Origin of the sequence: Rhizobium tumorigenes, from assembly GCF_003240565.2 — a bacterium.
GTDB lineage: Bacteria > Pseudomonadota > Alphaproteobacteria > Rhizobiales > Rhizobiaceae > Rhizobium > Rhizobium tumorigenes.
Genome location: NZ_CP117256.1, coordinates 185,062 through 203,457 on the forward strand (window position 1 = coordinate 185,062; position 18,396 = coordinate 203,457).

Below are 18,396 nucleotides of genomic sequence, written 5' to 3' on the forward strand. Positions count from 1 at the left end.
TCGAACTTTGCCTGGATGACCAGAACTCAATCAGCTACGGCTGCCCGCAAGGCAACCGGTGCTGCGGCAGCAGCAGCGATCGTTCTTCTGTCATCCGTGGGGGGCGCCTGGTGCGCGAATGCCGATCAGCAGACAGCGCCGAAGAGGCCGCCAATCAAGACCAACCGCTGGCAGGAGGACTGGTCGGCGCTGGCAGATCCCGCCTTGAAGACACAACCGCTCGACCGCCTGAAATATGTTCCGATCGGCATAGCCGACCCGCAAAGCTACGTCTCCTTCGGCGCCACGGTCCGGGAGCGCTTTGAGAGCAACGGAGCGCCTTCCTTCGGCATCGGTGGCGTGGAACACGATTCCTATTTGTTGCAGCGGGCGCAGATCCACGCCGATTTTCACATCAACGAGAACTGGCAGCTGTTTACCCAGTTGGAAGATGTTCGCGCCTTCGACAAGACGATCATCGGCGGTGCCGACCAGAACCGCTTCGATCTCCGACTGGCGTTTCTGGCCTATGCGGACAATTTCGAAAGCGGTACCTTCAAGGCACGGGTCGGACGACAGGATTTCTCCTTCGATCTTCAGCGGTTTGTGTCATCACGCGACGGGCCGAACGTGCGGCAATCCTTCGACGCCATCTGGGTCGACTGGGAGACCGGGCCCTGGCGTTTCATCGGCTTCGTCAGTCAGCCTGTGCAGTACAAGGATGAAAGGGATTTCGACGATACCTCGAATGATCAATTCCACTTCAGCACGCTGCGCGTCGAGCGGCAGGTGCTCGGGAAGTCGGAACTATCGGCCTACTATTCCCTCTATCAGAAAGACGTGGCACATTTTCTCGACGGCAGCGGCGACGAACAGCGCCACATCCTGGACACCCGCTTTGCCGGTGCCGACAACGGCTTCGACTGGGATCTCGAAGCCATGGGACAAGCCGGCACGGTTGGCTCCAAGGATATAAGGGCCTGGGCAGCAGGCGCGCGGGTTGGATACACATTTGAAGAACTGGGCTGGACGCCACGCATTGGAATGCAGGCCGATATTGCATCCGGCGACCCTCATCCAGGCGATCAGACCGTCGGGACTTTCAATCCTTTGTTCCCGAATGGCTACTACTTCTCACTCGCCGGCTACACCGGTTACGCCAACCTGATGCATCTCAAGCCGTCGGTCACCATCAAGCCCACCGAGCAATTGACCCTGACGGGAGCTGTCGGGCTGCAGTGGCGCCAGACAACGAAGGACGCCGTTTACGTGCAGCCGAATATTCCCGTTCCCGGCACGGCGGGTCACGGCGAATCGTGGACCGGCGTCTACACGCAGCTGCGCGCGGATTATGCCTTCAACGCCAACCTTACAGGGGCGATTGAAGCAGTCCATTACGATGCTGGCGAAACGATCCGCCACGCCGGCGGACACAACAGCAACTATCTCGGCGCCGAACTGAAAGCCTCTTGGTAGGGCACAAAAAGGAAACCCCGTATGAAAAAACTATCTCTTGCCACAGTTCTGAGCTTCGATGCCGGATATGTCGACACAGCCGGATTTCTGGCACTTCAGGGATTGTTCACGGCGCATGTGACCGGCAATTTCGTGACGTTCGGCGCGGCTGTCGTGCTTGGTACGTCCGGGATCATTGCAAAACTTCTCGCTCTGCCGGTCTTTTGCGCCGTCATTCTTGTGACCAGACTAGCCAGCTACTGGCTCGCAGGTCGCAAGTATCCGGTCCTGAGTACGATGATGCGCGTGAAGCTCGTGTTGCTGATTCTGGCAGCCGTCCTCGCGGTATCTTATGGCCCCTTCCCCAAGGGAGACGGATGGCCTGCGATCGTTACCGGCATGGTGCTCGTCGCCGCGATGGCGATCCAGAATGCCGCCCACAAGATCCACCTTGCGAAGGCGCCGCCAACAACGATGATGACCGGAAACACCACGCAAATCATGATCGATGTCGCTGATATCGTTCGGGGAGAAACCCCGGAAGCCAAGAGTGTGGCCAAGAAGCGCGTCGTCAAGATGCTGACGAGCGTCTGCGCATTCGCCATCGGCTGCGGCGTCGCCGCCGCTGCTTTCATGTGGCTCGGAATTTGGTGCCTCGCAGTTCCGCCCTTGCTTGGCCTGCTGGCTCTTCTGGCGGAAACAGAAACGCCCGAAGGCGATGCGAAATAAGGCGGGCGTCGACGACATCCGCAACTGCGTTAGAAGCACCACCATTCATTGCCGGACTGGCGAGCTGGCCGACACAACCGCCATCGCGTTCGTCCGCACACCCTGGCTTGAACCATTGCAACGGCGTATTGCAGATATCAGCTATTGCGACGCCAATTGCCCGGCGTCGTACCGACGACGTTCGTGAAAACGCGGGTGAAATGGCTTTGGTCCGCAAACCCGCAGCTTATTGCCACTTCTGACAATGGCATTTCCTGCGCGCGCAGAAGTTTGCGGGCATGGGAGATCCGTTCGTTGACGAGCCATCGATGCGGTGTCATGCCGGTGGTCTCGCGGAAGGCGCGAATGAAATAGCCACGCGACAGATTGCAGGCTCGCGCGACGTCGAGAATGGACACGTCGCCATCCAGATTTTCAAGAAGAATGTTTTTTGCCAACATTTCCTGCGAGCGCGAAAGCCTTCTCAAATTCAGCGGTGACGCGAGCGACCTGCCGCCGTAGCGCTGGACAAGATGGGTTCCGATTGCCGTCGCCAGTTGGTCGATGAACAGCTTGCTTGCCTCCTCGGGTCGTTCGAGCGCAGGGATCAGCGCACGCACCAGATTGGCAAGCACAGGGTCTGATGATGCAGTCTCGGCTTCGAGAGACGTCACGCCTGAGAAATCCGCTTCCTCAACGATACGGCTCAAGGCGCTTGGAGAAATCTCCAGCAATAGGAAATCAAAGGAACCGCCGAGATCGGCTTTGTAGGGCTCGGCTAGATTGCGGATGTAAAGTGAGTCCTGTGCGAACACATGGTGCGTCGCGCGATGGCCCTGGAAAATACGTCGCGTATGTCCGGCAAGCGTCGAGATTCCGACCGCAAATCCGCGGTTGCTGGCCGGTGTTACGACCTGCTCGATTCTGTCATCTCTCGTACCTTTGCGGAAGACACTGATATCGGCACCATGAAGCACTTGATCTTTGTAGAGCTTGCTGAACGGGCATCCGAAAGTGTCGGTGCCCGACTTGATGGGAAATGTCGTCCGAGCGGTGGAATGACGAAGCAAGGCGCACTACTTTCTCGATCAGAGTTCAGCTAGGCAAGTTGATGCCACGACCACCCGCTATTTACCATATCTGTTTGGTGAATTTTGGCATGACGCTATGCGACAAAAGCCGAAAAATGATACATAGAGTGAGAAACGCTTATCGAGCTGGCCCCTTGATAACAGACCGGTCCAGGACGCATCGGCAGTCAGAACGACGGCTCGATTTTTTGCGGCCCTTGATCCTTGAACAGTTGACCTTCGTAAAGACTATGTGACGCTGCAGTCCCGGAAAATTGACGAATGAATAGATGAGACAAGTATTGGCCGCAGGCGAAAAAATTGCCGAATGTTTCGGAACGGAAAATGCCCGCTTTTTAAGGAGCAGGCCGCTTCGGCGGGCAGAACTATCCATTACGCACCTTTGGTGCCAATACGACGATGGTGACAATGTCGTCGATTTCCCTGCCGATGATGCGTTCCTTGTGGTCCTCTATCTGATCGATGTCGAACACCGCGATATCTGGCTTGATCGCCCCCCGGCTCCGATCAAGACCTACCCGAAAGGCTCGATCTGTCTGGTCAGCCTGCGGCAGGGAGCGACCATCGCAATTCGCGGAAATTTCGAAGCCCTTGTCTTTCATGTCCCGTGTGCGCTCCTCGCCGAACTGGCGGATGAAGCGGGGGAGCCGCGTGTCAACGATCTGGCCGTCTGCCGCGGGGCGGAAGATCAGACCGTTCGCTCTATCGGGTCGGCCATCCTGCCGCTCTTCGATCTGGCGGACGATGTGAGAGACCGCCTTTTGCCGCATGTCGCGCTCGCGTTCAATGCCCATATTGCCCATCGTTACGGGCATTTAGGAAACCTTCAATAAAAGCGCCGCGGTCTTTGAAATGCGCGGCGCTATTTCGTCGTCTCGATGACGCTGTCAGGCGGTCAGTGGCTCGAGATTGGCCTCGATCTGATCGCGGAAGCTTTCGTAGCGGCTAGGCAGCTTCAATGCCTCACCCAGATGTGCCGTATCCTCGTCGTGGTCGAAACCCGGTTCATTGGTGGCAATCTCGAACAAAATGCCGCCCGGAGTTCGGAAATAGATTGCCCAGAAATAATCTCGGTCGATCACCGGGGTGACCTGATAGCCGGTGTCCATCAGCGCTTTCCGCACTTCCAGCTGCTTCTCGCGATTGTCGACGGCAAAGGCTATGTGGTGGACCGAGCCTGCACCCTGGCGGGAAGACGGTGTCGCTGGCAGGGCTGCAAGGTCGATTGTGTCGGCGCCGTTCCCACCGGGAATGATAAAGCGCTTTACATTGCCTTCGGTTTCGGCACGCTGGTAGCCCATGAAGCCCAGCAGTTCTTCGGTCGCTGCCGTTTCGCGCAGATTGAAGCGAGCCCCGGCAAAACCGCGAATGGCCGCCTGGTCCGAGACGCTCCCCCCCCTCCATGCAGGGCGACCATCATCCGCCGTCTCCACCAGAGCAAAGCCATCACCATCGGGACCGATGAAGCGTAGCCGGTCGGCACCGAAGACGGTGTCGGCTTCGATCCCGCTGACACCTTGTAAGATAAACCGGTCTTTCCAGAAGGAAAGAGACCCTTTGGGAATGGCGAATTGGGTCTCGCCGACTTCGCCGACGCCGGGACGACTGGGCATCATGTTAGGAAATGGAAAATAGGTCATGACAGTGCCTGGAGTGCCATTTTCGTCACCGTAGTAAAGGTGGTAGACATTGGGATCGTCGAAGTTGACGGTCTTCTTGACGCGGCGCAGACCGAGCGTATCGGTAAAGAAGCTGTTGTTCTGCCGCGCATTCGACGCCATCGAGGTGATGTGATGAAGTCCATTGATATCCTTGATCATAGTCTGGTGCCCTTCTTCGTCCGCTGGTGTGTTTCGTTGACAGCAGATTTAGCCGGGTTGATTACCAAGGAGAATTGCAATATTTCTCTCGAATGAATTGTCATTTTTGAAATAATCAGATGAACGACTACAAAGCGCTCCGTGTTTTCCTTGTCGCCGCCGAGAAACGCAATTTTGCACAGGTTGCCCGCGAGCTTGACCTGACGCCGGCGGCGGTGACCCGTGCGATCGCGGCATTGGAGACTGAACTGGGCGTGCAGCTTTTCGTGCGCACCACACGGCAGGTGTCGCTGACGACAGATGGTGCCATTTTTGCAGCGCAGATCCAGCCTGCTGTAAAGGCGCTTGAGAATGCGCGGCGCGACGTGATGAATACGCATAAGGCGGATCAAGGGCGGTTGCGGATCAGCGCGCCCACTTGGTTCGGGAAGGCAGTACTGCCTCCGATCCTTTCAGGATTTAGAAGTCTCTACCCGAAGATGAGCTTTGAGATCTCGCTGTCAGATGGTCTCGTGGATATCGTCGATGACGACTATGATCTCGCGATCCGCATATCCTCGCAGCCATCTGACAAGTACACCATCTGGCGCAAGATCCGCGCCGTACCGCGTATCCTGGTCGCGGCACCTGGAAGCCGTTTCCTAAGTATCGAGCATCCCAATGAACTCACGCCCGACGACTGTCTCGCATACAGCGGCGAAAGTCGACGGGAAGCGTGGGTATTGTCGGACGGTGGGTCGAGTGTGACCATTTCAGCGGGTCGGGCGTTCAGCGCAAACAATGGCGAGGTTCTGGCCGACATGGCGGCCGATGGTGGCGGCGTCGCGATGCTGCCGGGTTTCCATGTGTCCGATCATCTGAGCACAGGGCGCTTGGTTCACGTTCTGCGGGGATGGGCGCCTCCGGACCTCTGGCTGACGCTCTATTACCCACCCTATCAGGCATTGCCACCGCGCATCGCTTCATTCTCTAAGTTCTTCGAAGAGCGAGTGGCGTCGCACATGACAATGCTTGATTGAAGTAAGAGAATATTAGCTGAATTATCAGGCAAATTGGCCTGGATATTTTCTAGGAATGTATTGAGAAGCCGGCCACGTATAGGTGGCCTTTAAGCTTTTTTAGGACTGCGGTTGACAGAAATCGAAGCCGCGCAACCCATCTTACATCGGAAATCATTTCCGCCGTGAGATGCAGGAAAAGTCTTTGCCTTGAACGGAATCGAACCTCTGGCCATAACTGGCCCGCCCGGCCGCCTGAGTGCTTCTCGGTAAGTAAGCCACGGGGATATTTTGCCCACCGGCACGTGGTCGTGGGCAACAAGAAGGAATGTTTGGGTCAGATCGTGCCCGAGTGCGCTTGCGAAAGTAAGTCGATCAATTGGGTCTCATACATCGACGGTTGATGTCCCCGGTGACGCGAGACCATGAATGTCAGCGAACCGATATGCCAGGCATGGCGGTCGAGTTCGATCAATGTTCCAGACGCGATGTCGCCAGCAACAAGGTCCGCCGGCATGTGCCCCCAACCCAATCCCGCATTCAGGAAATCATGTTTGGCGCTGAGTTCGTTGACGAACCAGCGCCGCTCGCTCGCCACCGACACAAGCGTCCTTTCCGCGTTGGGCTGGTTATCGGTTACGACGAGTTGAAAGTGGCGGCTGAACTCGTCGCGGGATACCGGCCCTTTAGTCTTGGCCAACGGATGAGAGGGCGCGCAAACGGTAACCATCGGCGTCTCGCAAAGCCAATGCCTCTCGATCGCGCTTGGCTTTAGCTCCGGCACCTCAGACGCGGTGACGGCGAACAGGCATACACCGTCTAGAACCAATGCCTCCCCGCCCTGCATGGTCGTTATGCGAAGGCTGACGGCAGCAGTCGGTGAGGTCTCATGGAGTTTCTGCAGACAGGCGATGAGATGCTTGCGCGGGAAATAGACATCGATCGCGATCGATAGCTGTGGGGCACCGGCTTCGTGGATGGAGCGCGCCCGCGTTTTCATTTCTTCGGTACGGGCGATCACCGCGCGGGCATCGGGCAGAAGGCTCCGGCCGGCATCGCTGAGCTCGGCCCGCCTCGTATCCCGCGCAAACAGGTCGACGGACAAGGCAGCCTCGAGTGCTGAGATCGCATGACTGACCGCCGACTGGGCGCGCGAAAGGTGTTTCGCAGCACCAGAGAAACTTCCCGCATCACACACGGCGACGAAGGTGCGGAGCTGATTGATGGTGACGCCGTCGAGCACTTCGATATCCAATGATTAGATCGATAGCAATAATATTACGTCAATTACCGAGATGGATCAATGCAGCTAGAACTCCGTCAGCGACGTGGGGTATCCGCACGTCTACCGAAACAAACGATAGAGGTCTTTATGCCCACGCTTCTCGCCATTGAGGTCAGCCCTCGTCATCATCTCTCTGCATCACGCAAACTCACGGCACATTTTATCGAGAGCTGGAAAGCCGAAAATCCTGACGGCGTTGTGGTCGTCCGCGACCTGATGAAAACCCATCTTCCATCTGTCGATCTGCCCTGGATCCTAGGAGCGTTTACCCCCGCAGACCAGCATTCCCCGGAGAGCGCTGCCGCCATCAAGGTGTCCGACGATCTCGTCGCAGAATTGAAAGCAGCGGACCATATCGTCATCGGCACGCCGATGTTCAATTTCTCGATCCCGGCAGTTCTCAAGGCCTATATCGACCATATCGTCCCCGTTGGTATCACCGTCACGGCCGACAACAAGGGACTTCTGACCGGAAAAAGGGCCGATATCATCCTGGCATCGGGTGGCGATTTCTCGCCCGGCTCGCCTGTTGAACACTACAATCAGGCAAGCGGCTACCTTCGCCAGGTCCTGACATGGATCGGTATCACAGACGTCAATATCATCCTGTCGGCCCGTGCCCGTTCGGGCGTCTATGGCGAGACGGCGATCGAAGCATATGGCGACACGGTTGCCGCTGCTGCGGTTCGCGCGCCTGCATCATCGCTTGCTGCGGCGGCAGAGTGAAAAAACGGAGGCGGATATGAGCTATAGTATCATTGGAACTGGCATTGTGGGATATACTCTCGCGAGCCTGTTCGCTCGAGGCGGCGTGGACGTGAAAGTCGCCAACACAAGGGGACCGGAGGCGGTGATCCCGATTATCAAAGACCTTGGCGCCAGCGTCGTTGCAGCAACGCTTGATGAAGCCCTTGAGGCAGACGTCATCCTCCTCGCTGTGCAGTTTCTCAACTTCAAGGACGTCGGTAAATTGAAGTCCGACTGGACGGGGAAAATCGTCGTCGACGTGACGAATTCAGCATTCCTGCCTCCGGACGTACAGGAACGCGAACTCAAGGGCCGCCTGTCTTCGGAGGTAAACGCCGAGCGTGTTCCGGGCGCAAAACTCGTGAAGGCCTTCAATCAACTGCCCATGCAAGGTCTTGCCGCGCCGGTGCCTCAAGGTGGTCGTCGCGTCGTGTTTATCGCCAGCGACTATCCAGATGCCAGCACCACAATCGCCTCGCTGGTAACGCAACTTGGGTTCGCACCAATCGAGGTCGGTAAGATCGCAGAGGGAGGAAGGCTGATCCAGGCCCGCAACGCGCTTGTGTTTCATAACTTGGTGAAGTTCGACAGCTGATGCCTTTGGGGCTGGTGCGGCGTGCGCCAGCCCCATGAAAATTAATGATTAAGCCGCATCCGAGATATCGAAGCGCACGATCTTGTCGCCATCCATGCGAAAGATGTGCATGACGGTCTTGTCCTTGAGGTCGTGGGTTTGCTGTCCCTGCAGCGGCTGACCGTCGAGGTCGAAGACCGACTGGATCACCTCGACCGTGATGATGCCGTCTTGCGTGATGGTAAACGCCACCGGCTCGACATGCGGGCTGACGACAGCCCACTGCCGCGTCCAATACTCGCGCACCGCTTCGCGCCCATGCTCGTGGCCTCCTTCCATCCCGTTTGCCCAGGCGACATCGTTGGCAATCGCGCTCAACACCCCATCGATGTCTCTCTCGTTGAAGCGATCATACAAATGCTTTATCAGTGGGATGTGATCGTTCGACATGTCATTTCCTCGATGTGAGATGTATAGAATCGCAGTGGTATCGACGAAGCCTTGCCTTCGGTCATCGATTTATATATGTGCGTATGTATATTGCAGTCAAGGGCAATCGAGGCAGTTGCAATGGATGAAGACGTGCTTTCAACTCCGGGGCATCTGATCACGCTTGCCGCCCGGGGTTTTGCCCGCCTGAGCGAGGCGCGCCTCGGACCGCTCGGCTTCGGTGTCGGCCAGTTGCCGGTTCTTGTCGCGCTGCAGAATGGCAAAGCCGCAACGCAACGGGACCTCGCTCGTTTCGCCAAGGTCGAGCAGCCGCCAATGGCGCAAATGCTGGCGCGCATGGAGCGGGACGGCTTGATCGAGAAGACACCCGATCCGGCCGATGGTCGCAGCAGCAGCATCGCGCTCACGAAGACCGCACTGATGCGCCTTCCGTCGGCGGTCGAAACCTTGTTCCATGGCAACAAAGAAGCATTGGCAGGCTTCACCGACGCAGAAGCGGGACAATTCGTCGATCTGCTGAAGCGGCTGATCGAAAACCTGGATCAGATCGCGGGCGCTGCGCCGGCATTGCGCAAAACGGATGGACCGCTGAAAAGCTCACGTGAAGGCTGAGACCGCTTAACAAGGGATGCCGGACGTAATCGCGGGTGCGCTGTCGACAGGCCTTATCCGAACGCCAGGCAAGGATGGTCGCGCACCCATCGTCAAGCCGCTGCGGCCATCGGGTTACCTCCGGCAAGGAGGACCGGAGCTACTGACCAACATGTCCTTCGGAAAACCGCCTTGCAGCTATCAGCACAGGCATGAAGTTGCGACCGGCATCGGTGAGTGCATATTCGACGCGCAGCGGTTGTTCGCCGAAGTCCGTCCGCCCGACGAGGCCGTCACTTTCCAACTCCCGCAGGTGCTGGGTCAGCATTTTCTGCGAGATGCCGGGCATGTCTCGTTTTAACTGAGACGTCCGCATCGAAGGCTCTGCATAAAGGCGGAAGAGGATCGGCAGCTTCCAGCGTCCGCTGATCATACGCAGCACCCGTGTGACATGCCCGACAGCGCCATCCGGGCCGAGGCAAACCGACCGTTCATCCTTTTCCATGAGCACTTTTAAGTGCGTACTTGCCTCGATCACCGTCCCGGTCTCCCTATGGCGTAGATATGTCAGATAGGAGTTCTTTGATGGATTTAAAACTTGCCGGAAAGATCGCGCTCGTGACCGGAAGCAGCAAGGGCATCGGCGAAGCGATCGCCAGAGGCCTCGCACGCGAAACCGCGACCGTCGTCGTGCATGGGCGAAACAGAGGAGAGGCGGAACGCGTCGCTCATGACATTCGCTCGCTGGGTGGACAGGCGCATGCCGTGGTCGGCGACCTCGCCATTGACGATGAGGTGCAGCATCTTGTCGAAGAGGCTCAGGCGCTCGCCGGCCCGATCGACATCCTGATCAACAATGCCGGCGGTTCGGGGGATGCGGAAGACTGGACGAATACCAAAACCTCGTCCTGGATCTCCACTTTTGACCGTAACGTGCTGGCCGCTGTCAGGGTCACCACGCGGCTGCTTCCGCACATGCGGGCCGCCAGGTGGGGCCGGATCGTCAACATTTCCAGTCTAGCCGGTTTGATGCCGCCCGCCGCCAGGCCCGACTATTCCGCAGCCAAGGCTGCGATGAACGCCATGACGGCATCAATGGCCAAAGCGGTCGCGGCTGACGGTGTGACAGTCAACACCGTATCACCTGGCACAATTCATAGCGAAAGGTTAGACGCACGGTTCCGCGAAGTGGCCGGCGAGCAAGGGATTGCCAGAGATGCGCCATGGGAATTGATCGAGCAAGCGGTCTTGCCGATGTTTGCCGCGGTGCCTGTCGGCCGTGTCGGAACTTTGGAAGAAATCGCTGACACCATCTCGTTTCTCGTCAGCCCCCGGGCGGGTTACATCACAGGAGCCAATCTCAGGCTCGACGGTGGGGTGCTGCCCACAATCTGACCGCATCACCTCGGTGCTGTTGGGAAGTGCCTTCGGCCAGCGGACCATGGGCAGACGATGCTTTAGATGCAGAAGAGCTTCGTCGGGAACCGCGATCGTGAATGGACGAATAATCATGTCTTTGTCCTCGAATGGTCCATGGACGCTTGCGAACGCTTGAAGCCGTCGCTGAGGTGGCGCGCGAGCTCGTTTGTGGCCTGGCTGCAGGCCCGGTTAGGACGATGAAGGGTGATGGCATAGGAAGGGAGGCTCGGGAGACCTGCGTCTTGATTGAGAATGTTGAGGTCGGTCGCAACCGTCGAGGCCAGCCAGGCGGATACAGCCATATCCATCCTGATGGAAGCAAGCGTTGCCTCCAGTCCCCCATTGTCGAAGACGGCGCGCGCCTTTCGGCCCTCTTTTTCCAGCGCGGCAAGGATGGCTGGCCGAAAACAGCAGGTATCGGCAACAAGCGAGATCGGCAGGGGAGATTTCCGATGCGCGGTGCCTCCCACCATGCCGACCCAGACCAGCCGATCGATCATCAGGCATTCTCCCGTAGCACTTGCAACAGGCTCTTCAACGACCATGAGATCCAGCCGCCCCTCTTCCATGCCGCGGCGGAGTTCCTCCGAAGACCCGCAACTCAGCTGCAAATCGACCTTGGGAAAAGCCTCGAGGAAACCTCTCAGCACCGGAACGAAAACCGTCCCGACCAGATCGACGGGCAGGCCGAGCCGGACCACGCCATCAACCGCATTACCACTCATCTCAGACCATATCTCATCATTCACCGCCAGCATCTGCCGCGCTTTCGCCAGCAGGCGTTCACCCGCCGGCGTCAGCGACAGCCCTCGGTGCTCCCTGGTGACCAACTGATTTCGCGATAGGGCTTCCAGACGCGCAATTTTCTGACTGACCGCCCCTTGCGTGAGATGTAGGGCCTTGGCGCTGGCTGTCATGCTCTTGCATTCGGCGACAGCAACAAAGGTTCGAAGAAGGGATGTATCGAGATTACGCATACCTGACATTAGTACAGCTAATAGTTTCTATTGCAATTATTAGCTTTACTTGCGGCTTTGAGATCGACATGCCTGTGTTTTCAGCCGAGGAATAACGTTGATCACGAGCATGGCACCCCTCCTTCTGTTCGTCCTGATTGCAACGATCAGTCCAGGCGGCGCGACCACCCTTGCGACCGCATCAGGAGCGAACTTCGGCTTGCGTAGATCCCTTCCGCTGATCGCCGGCATCTGCGCCGGCCTTGCCACGATGGCGGCACTTGCGGCATTGGGCCTTGCCACACTGCTACTGCGTGAGCCGACGCTTCGGATAGCCATGAAAGTCATCGGGTCGGCATATCTCGTGTGGCTCGCATGGAGAACGGCGCGTAGCGGCCGACCGGATCTCGAGCGCGGCGTTGCAAAGCCATACACCTTCTTTGGTGGCGTCGGGCTCTTATGGCTCAATCCCAAAGGATGGGCGATGACGCTGAGTGCTGCAGCCTCGTTCGCCACGATTGCTGAGGGGCCGGTTCAACTGGCGGGGATGCTCGGTATGACATTCGCATTGCTGTCCGGCCTGTCCCTCATCTTATGGTGTGCCGTCGGCCTTCTTCTTGCAAAATTCTTGCGATCCGATGCTCAATGGCGGGCGTTGAATATTGTTCTCGGCATCCTTCTCGCCGCTTCGATCCTGCCCATTTGGCTCTAATAATGCCGTGATTGTGTCCGAGTGAATGGAGTGTGATTTGACCAGAATTGCAGACTGCCAATGCGGCGGCGTCCACTTGACGTGCGAGGGTGAGCCGACCCGCGTGTCGGTCTGCCATTGTCTGGCGTGTCAAAAACGGAGCGGTAGCGCCTTCGCTGCTCAGGCGCGCTACGCCCGTGGACAAATAGCTGTTGCAGGGGAGACACGCGAATTCATCAGGATCGCGGACAGCGGTGAACACATATACCAGCACTTCGGTCCAGCGTGCGGAACTGGGCTCTTTTACTACCTCAAAGCGTCGCCTGACATCACTGCCGTTCCAGTAGGCCTGTTTGCGGACCCTCAATTACCCGCCCCACGCTACTCCGTCTACGAAGATCGCAAACATCCGTGGGTCGAGATCGCGACTGCAAGATAAATCAGCAACGCAGGGATCGAGACGGCGCAGCTCGCATATCAATCCCGGCATGACAATCAAATCCAGACGGCTGTTTTCCCATGTTGGTCGGACACATGGTTTCTTTGCGGATCTTGTTCGCTGGGGGGCAATGGGGTGGCTGAAAGGTGTGGTTTTCGAGAGCATCGAGAGGATTTAGTGTCAAGTGTGGAGACTGCTCACCATGCAGAGGTCAACGGCTACCTTTTGCAAACATCATGCATCGCAGCAGCGGTCCCGGGGGCGGCGGGCTCTCCCAATCCCATCCCGCGTAGTCGGCGGACGAGATCAGGATAGCTTTCACCAGCGACTTATCCGCGCGCCGTCAACGCCACGGCGCCTCCCATGCATGCGGCTGAAACGTTGCTTCCAACGGCGGCTGCGTGATGTTGGCCGTGTAATTCGTGATGGTGGATGCCGCAAGAACAGCGACCACTTCCAGCAGGCGGCTCTCATCAAAGCCCAGGTCGAGGAATTCACGCTTTTCGGCTTCACTGACGCCGCCACGCTTCTCGATCAGGGAACGCGTGAGTTTTGATAGAGCGGCGTGCTTGGCATCTCCAGGCAAAGCGCCGTTCCTGATGGCGGCTACATCGTCCGTGCTAACCCCTTCAGCAATGGCCAGATACGAATGGAATGCTACGGCCCACTCCGCGCCATTGGTGACGGCATTGGTTAAAAGCAGGATCTGGATCTCGGCCTCGCTGAAACTGCCGCCGTGGACCCGACCGAACAGATCGGTCAGGCTGCCGATAAGCGCGGGCGACGTTGCCATCGCGCCGGCGATATTCGGTATGAAACCGAAGGCGGAGTTCAACGCTTCAAGCGCCGGCTTTGACGCCTCAGGCGCGGTCTCGATGGAATGAACGGGAAGGTTCGTCATGTAATCGTCCTTTAAGGTTTGCAATCGCGCCACGCTGCGGCACCTAGAAGAAAAGGCGCCGAGCCAAGCGCTGGTGGTTTGCTTGTTCAATCGGCCTGTGCCGCCTCTACGATCACGTCGGCGACTTGTTGCGGATGCGAGAGCATGACGACATGCGATGCATCGGGCACGACCACGACATCGCGCGCCTGCGCCCGCTTTGCCATGAAGGCGTGTAGCGCCGGGGGGATGCTCTTGTCGGCGGCGCCGTAGACGAAATAGGAGGGAATGGTTCTCCAAGCCGCCGGACCTGAAGCCTCCTTTAACGCGGCCTCTGTCACTGGTCGTTGTGTTATAGCCATCAACGTCACTTGATCATGCGGTAGGTCGGCTGCGAATGGCCCGGCAAATTTTGCGGGATCAACGCTCAAATCATGACCACCATCGGAAAGCGTCACCGGCTTTGCCAGGGCGGCGCCGAGTTCACTGCCTGGAAACTTACCAATCAAAGCAAAGGCGCTCTCGCCCTTTTCTGGCGCGAAGGCCGCGACGTAGACCAGCGCCGTGACATTGTTATTGCTATTGCTATTGACTGCGTTGGTTATGACCACTCCGCCATAGGAATGGCCGACCAACACCACCGGCCCGTTGATGGATTTTATGACGCTGGCGACCAATGCGGCATCGCCAGCAACGCTGCGAAGCGGATCGGCAACAGCGACGACATTGTAGCCATCCTTTGAAAGGAGCGGGATCACACCATTCCAGGACGAGGAGTCAGCCATCGCACCGTGAACCAGAACGATGGTGGGTTTGGTCGATGCGGCTTCGGTCGCCATCGGAACGATCAGCAGCATAGTAAGTGCCGCTATGGTTTGCGATAAGCCGCGAACGGCCAATTTCGTTTCGGGGTTCATTATTTTCTCCTAGACAGGCTCGGGCGCCTGTATCTGGGACGATATAAACCATGCTAAATTTTAGATAAGACTTGCGGGCGGAATGATATTCGTGCGCATTATGCATGAATGGATTTTGACGACCTCAAAACATTCTGCCGGGTTGCCCAGCTAAGCAGTATCGCGGCCGCGGCGCGGGCCGAGGCGAGCGAGGCATCAACGGTATCGCGGAGAATCGCCGCGCTGGAGGCGCAGCTTGGGACGCGTCTGTTCCAGCGGACGACGCGCAAGCTATCGTTGACAGAGGCCGGCGCGATTTTTCTGTCTCACATTCTGCCGATCCTGGATGACGTCTCGGCGGCAAGCGAAGCGGCCGTCGCTGCGGTGGAACAGCCGGCCGGCCTGTTGCGCGTGACCGCTTCCAACGCCTACGGCGAAGCTGTGGTTGCGCCACTTCTGGCCGCGTTCTGCGCGCAATATCCGAAAATCGAGATAGACCTGCTGCTCTCAGATTCGCTGGTCGATCTTGTCGCCCAGCAGGTCGACGTCGCCTTGCGTCTGGGGCCGCGCCCCGCGGGCGATCTCATCGTCTCCAAGCTGAAGACGATTGAGCGTCGTCTGGTGGCATCGAAGGAATATCTGTCGTCTTTGCCGACGGTCGAGCAGCCCAGTGATATTGTCGGGCATGTTTGTCTTCCGACGACGAATTCACCGCAACCGCCTGTGTGGCTGTTCAGGCGCGATGTCGAAAATATTGAGCTGGTCGTGCCGGCGAAGATAAGGACCAGCAATACGCTGGCGCTTCGTCAGTTGGTCCGCGACGGTGTCGGGATCTCGCTCCTTCCGGAGTGGTCGGTGGACGAGGATATCAAAAGTGGGAAGCTCATCCAACTCCTTCCAAACTGGAAGGTCAGCGTCGGGGCACAGGAGAGTGCCGTGTGGATTGCCTACCCCTCGCGCGCCTACCTCCCCCTGAAAACGCGGAAATTTATCGATTACTTCAGGGAGCAGGTCTCGTAGACAGTCCCGGTCGCCTGTTGGTCACTGTCCATCATCATCGTTTGGTGTAACGTCGCCGAGGGGTGATACTCCAAACATCCTGCGGTACTCACGATTGAACTGCGACTGACTATCATATCCGACTTCGAAGGCGATCGTGCCTGCCTTCGATCCACCGAGAAGCAGTCTGCGACGCGATTCGTGCAATCGCAGGCGTGTTCGAAACTGTAACGGGCTCGACCCTGTTGCCGATTTGAAAGCGCGATGAAACGACGTGACACTCATTCCGGTCATCTGGGCGAGATCGCCAACGCTAACTGCCTTGTTGAAGTTTGCCTTGATCCAGGCAGTTGCCTCAGCAATGCGAGATATCTGGGTTCCAGTCGTCCCGGATTGCCGGACAAGAGCTGCGAGGCTGCCGACGAGAAGGCGGTAATGGATCTCGCGTTTAATGAGAGGTGCGATGACCTTTATATCTGCAGGCCGATCCAGAAGCCGAACAAGCCTCTCGAAGGGCTCAAGGATATCTTCGTTTTGTGGTGCCGTTTTGGCGCCGGCCGTTTCGCTGCTCCCACCACGGCTCTCTTCTTCGAACAGAAGGTCCACGATCAGCTCCGCGTCGAGATCGAGGGTAAGAGAGAAGTGCGGTTCCAATGGTGTCGCCTCGGTGATGTTGGCCGAGACCGGCAAGTCAATAACCGCGACCAGATAGTCATCGGGGCCCACATCTAACCGCGTGCGATCCAGAGAAATCTGCTTACGCCCCTGCAGAACAATGCAGATCCGGGGGTTGTAGAGGCTTCGTACCGGTTCCGTTGGATGATCGCTGCGAAACAACGTTAATCCAGGCACCGCCGTTGCCTGCTTTGGCCCCCGGCAATGCGCCCGCACATGATCTATCAACCGCCGCTTCGTCGTTTCCATAGAGGCTCACGTTAAACAAATTGGAAACGGGCTGTAACCCGTCGCGACGGGATTGGTAGGATTGTGCAATACTATGGCAGCCCTGATCTAAGCGTCATGGTTTGTGGGTCCCATCTTCCATGCATGGCCGTGTGGCCTTGTTCATTTGAAAAGGGAAAATACCATGACCGACGATGTATCTGTCTGGCTTATCACAGGCGCCTCATCAGGATTGGGACGGGCACTCGCGGAAGCGGCTCTCGAGGGTGGCTACAAGGTCGCGGCGACCGCCCGGCGTCCCGAAACTCTGACTGACCTGGCCGAGAAATATCCCGATCGCTGCGTCGCAACGACACTCGATGTGACCAATCCTGCGAGTGTCAAAGCGGCGGTTTCAAAAATCGAAAGCAGTCTCGGTAAGATCGACGTTCTGGTCAATGCTGCCGGTTACGGATACCTGGCTGCAATAGAGGAAGGCGAGGACGACGGCGTACGCGCGCAGTTTGAAACAAATGTCTTCGGGCTGCTTGATGTCACCAAGGCTGTGCTGCCTGGAATGCGCAACCGTCGAAAGGGCGCCGTCGTCAACCTTTCCTCCTTGGGCGGTTTGGTCGCTTTTGCAGCGACTGGCTATTATCATGCGACCAAATTTGCCGTTGAAGCTTTGTCGGAGTCTCTCTCGCACGAAGTCGGGCCGCTTGGCATCAAGGTTCTCATTGTCGAGCCCGGTGCTTTCCGGACCGATTGGGCCGGCCGCTCAATGGTTGAATCGCCGACCGTCATAGACGACTACGCAGAAACCGCAGGGAAACGTCGATTGGCTACGCGGGCCGTATCTGGTTTGCAGCCCGGCGATCCGGCAAAGGCTGCCGCAGCAATCATCGCGGCAGTTCAGTCCGAGTTCCCGCCTCTCCGTCTACTTCTAGGGGGCTCGGCAATGAAAATTGCCCTCGATCGACTTGATGCACTTCGGGCGAATTTCGATGCCACAGCTGACATCACGACCAGTGTAGATTTTCCGACGACGTAGAAATTCCGGGAATAACCTCTGGCGGGCGGCCATTGCCTACGGTCATCATCCGATGCTTACCCGCGATCCTGTAAGGACCGGTCGTGCGGTATGCCGGGTGGCACGGGAAGGCTGCGGCCGTGACCAAGGTCGCACTCGAACCCTGTTACGACCGAGCCTTAAGGAGCCGTTCTGGTCGAATAGGAGGAATGCTGCAGCCGACGTGAAACTTTGGTTCGGGTTATTGAGGTGTATCGCCGCCATGCCGGTGCATCGACGGCCCAGCTCGGCACTCTGCTGCCGGAACGGACATGGATCGAACAGTTCGCCAACAGTTGCAGCAGGGCGGAGAGGTGCTCGATATTGGATGCGGGTCCGGCATAGTGCCGGCCGATCTTGCTGTCGTCGTATTGGATATCAAAATCGGTGAAGAGATCAAACGAACCAAAGGCGCTCGTTCCGCCACGAAACAATTGCCTGAGGGTTGCTCACGGCGCGCATCACGT

At 57.7% G+C, this 18,396-nt stretch carries 21 protein-coding genes; 12 read left to right on the forward strand and 9 right to left on the reverse strand.

The genetic code is table 11. The annotated features are described in order from the left end of the window. The first annotated feature begins 15 nt into the window (after positions 1-15). Complete coding sequence (locus PR017_RS18645) at positions 16-1,455, forward strand: alginate export family protein (RefSeq protein WP_111222320.1); 1,440 nt, start codon at positions 16-18, stop codon at positions 1,453-1,455. Between the two features lie 21 nt (positions 1,456-1,476). Beyond that, positions 1,477-2,163 (forward strand): YoaK family protein, encoded by a 687-nt coding sequence (locus PR017_RS18650; RefSeq protein ID WP_111222264.1) that lies wholly within the window; start codon positions 1,477-1,479, stop codon positions 2,161-2,163. Positions 2,164-2,300: 137 nt separating this feature from the next. Here the strand turns inward: PR017_RS18650 and PR017_RS18655 are convergent, their stop codons facing one another. Further along, positions 2,301-3,176, reverse strand: a complete 876-nt coding sequence (locus PR017_RS18655) for a helix-turn-helix domain-containing protein (protein ID WP_111222321.1) — start codon at positions 3,174-3,176, stop codon at positions 2,301-2,303. Between the two features lie 338 nt (positions 3,177-3,514). Here PR017_RS18655 and PR017_RS18660 point away from each other — a divergent pair, with 338 nt between their 5' ends. Continuing rightward, positions 3,515-4,066 carry a hypothetical protein gene (locus PR017_RS18660; protein WP_111222265.1) on the forward strand — a complete coding sequence of 184 codons (552 nt, stop codon included), beginning with the start codon at positions 3,515-3,517 and terminating at the stop codon, positions 4,064-4,066. A 54-nt stretch (positions 4,067-4,120) separates the two neighbouring features. Here the strand turns inward: PR017_RS18660 and PR017_RS18665 are convergent, their stop codons facing one another. Further along, positions 4,121-5,053, reverse strand: coding sequence for a ring-cleaving dioxygenase (locus PR017_RS18665; protein ID WP_111222266.1), 933 nt, complete (start codon positions 5,051-5,053; stop codon positions 4,121-4,123). A gap of 119 nt (positions 5,054-5,172) precedes the next feature. Between PR017_RS18665 and PR017_RS18670 the strand changes: the two genes are divergently transcribed. Further along, entirely contained in the window at positions 5,173-6,072 is a 900-nt protein-coding gene (locus tag PR017_RS18670) for a LysR family transcriptional regulator (RefSeq protein ID WP_111222267.1), read from the forward strand. Positions 6,073-6,388: 316 nt separating this feature from the next. Here PR017_RS18670 and PR017_RS18675 read toward each other — a convergent pair whose 3' ends face one another. Beyond that, positions 6,389-7,294 carry a LysR family transcriptional regulator gene (locus tag PR017_RS18675; RefSeq protein WP_111222322.1) on the reverse strand — a complete coding sequence of 302 codons (906 nt, stop codon included), beginning with the start codon at positions 7,292-7,294 and terminating at the stop codon, positions 6,389-6,391. 129 nt (positions 7,295-7,423) lie between these two features. Here PR017_RS18675 and PR017_RS18680 point away from each other — a divergent pair, with 129 nt between their 5' ends. Both PR017_RS18680 and PR017_RS18685 read left to right on the forward strand, forming a co-directional pair. Beyond that, a complete protein-coding gene (locus tag PR017_RS18680) occupies positions 7,424-8,062 on the forward strand; it encodes an FMN-dependent NADH-azoreductase (protein ID WP_111222268.1) in 639 nt (212 codons plus the stop codon). A 16-nt stretch (positions 8,063-8,078) separates the two neighbouring features. Beyond that, positions 8,079-8,678 carry an NADPH-dependent F420 reductase gene (locus PR017_RS18685; RefSeq protein ID WP_111222269.1) on the forward strand — a complete coding sequence of 200 codons (600 nt, stop codon included), beginning with the start codon at positions 8,079-8,081 and terminating at the stop codon, positions 8,676-8,678. Between the two features lie 48 nt (positions 8,679-8,726). Here PR017_RS18685 and PR017_RS18690 read toward each other — a convergent pair whose 3' ends face one another. Then, positions 8,727-9,107: a nuclear transport factor 2 family protein gene (locus tag PR017_RS18690; RefSeq protein ID WP_111222270.1), complete on the reverse strand. Its 381-nt coding sequence runs from the start codon at positions 9,105-9,107 to the stop codon at positions 8,727-8,729. 120 nt (positions 9,108-9,227) lie between these two features. Between PR017_RS18690 and PR017_RS18695 the strand changes: the two genes are divergently transcribed. Then, on the forward strand, positions 9,228-9,719 hold the full coding sequence (locus tag PR017_RS18695) for a MarR family winged helix-turn-helix transcriptional regulator (protein WP_111222271.1): 492 nt from the start codon (positions 9,228-9,230) through the stop codon (positions 9,717-9,719). Positions 9,720-9,858: 139 nt separating this feature from the next. Here the strand turns inward: PR017_RS18695 and PR017_RS18700 are convergent, their stop codons facing one another. Further along, entirely contained in the window at positions 9,859-10,203 is a 345-nt protein-coding gene (locus tag PR017_RS18700; RefSeq protein WP_111222272.1) for a winged helix-turn-helix transcriptional regulator, read from the reverse strand. Positions 10,204-10,283: 80 nt separating this feature from the next. Here PR017_RS18700 and PR017_RS18705 point away from each other — a divergent pair, with 80 nt between their 5' ends. Further along, positions 10,284-11,093, forward strand: coding sequence for an SDR family NAD(P)-dependent oxidoreductase (locus PR017_RS18705; RefSeq protein WP_111222273.1), 810 nt, complete (start codon positions 10,284-10,286; stop codon positions 11,091-11,093). Between the two features lie 113 nt (positions 11,094-11,206). Here PR017_RS18705 and PR017_RS18710 read toward each other — a convergent pair whose 3' ends face one another. Next, complete coding sequence (locus PR017_RS18710; RefSeq protein ID WP_240539138.1) at positions 11,207-12,034, reverse strand: LysR family transcriptional regulator; 828 nt, start codon at positions 12,032-12,034, stop codon at positions 11,207-11,209. A 169-nt stretch (positions 12,035-12,203) separates the two neighbouring features. On the opposite strand from PR017_RS18710, the gene PR017_RS18715 reads away from it, so the two are divergent. Then, on the forward strand, positions 12,204-12,785 hold the full coding sequence (locus PR017_RS18715; protein ID WP_111222323.1) for a LysE family translocator: 582 nt from the start codon (positions 12,204-12,206) through the stop codon (positions 12,783-12,785). Positions 12,786-12,810: 25 nt separating this feature from the next. Beyond that, positions 12,811-13,203 (forward strand): GFA family protein, encoded by a 393-nt coding sequence (locus tag PR017_RS18720; protein ID WP_279619548.1) that lies wholly within the window; start codon positions 12,811-12,813, stop codon positions 13,201-13,203. A gap of 343 nt (positions 13,204-13,546) precedes the next feature. Here PR017_RS18720 and PR017_RS18725 read toward each other — a convergent pair whose 3' ends face one another. Continuing rightward, positions 13,547-14,104, reverse strand: a complete 558-nt coding sequence (locus PR017_RS18725) for a carboxymuconolactone decarboxylase family protein (protein WP_111222276.1) — start codon at positions 14,102-14,104, stop codon at positions 13,547-13,549. An 86-nt stretch (positions 14,105-14,190) separates the two neighbouring features. Next, entirely contained in the window at positions 14,191-15,000 is an 810-nt protein-coding gene (locus PR017_RS18730) for an alpha/beta fold hydrolase (protein WP_111222277.1), read from the reverse strand. A 108-nt stretch (positions 15,001-15,108) separates the two neighbouring features. Between PR017_RS18730 and PR017_RS18735 the strand changes: the two genes are divergently transcribed. Continuing rightward, the gene (locus PR017_RS18735; protein WP_111222278.1) at positions 15,109-15,999 is read left to right on the forward strand and encodes a LysR family transcriptional regulator; all 891 of its coding nucleotides are present in this window, start codon (positions 15,109-15,111) and stop codon (positions 15,997-15,999) included. A gap of 21 nt (positions 16,000-16,020) precedes the next feature. Here PR017_RS18735 and PR017_RS18740 read toward each other — a convergent pair whose 3' ends face one another. Beyond that, positions 16,021-16,902, reverse strand: coding sequence for an AraC family transcriptional regulator (locus tag PR017_RS18740; protein ID WP_111222279.1), 882 nt, complete (start codon positions 16,900-16,902; stop codon positions 16,021-16,023). 163 nt (positions 16,903-17,065) lie between these two features. Between PR017_RS18740 and PR017_RS18745 the strand changes: the two genes are divergently transcribed. Further along, positions 17,066-17,911 (forward strand): oxidoreductase, encoded by an 846-nt coding sequence (locus tag PR017_RS18745; protein ID WP_111222280.1) that lies wholly within the window; start codon positions 17,066-17,068, stop codon positions 17,909-17,911. Positions 17,912-18,396: the final 485 nt, after the last annotated feature.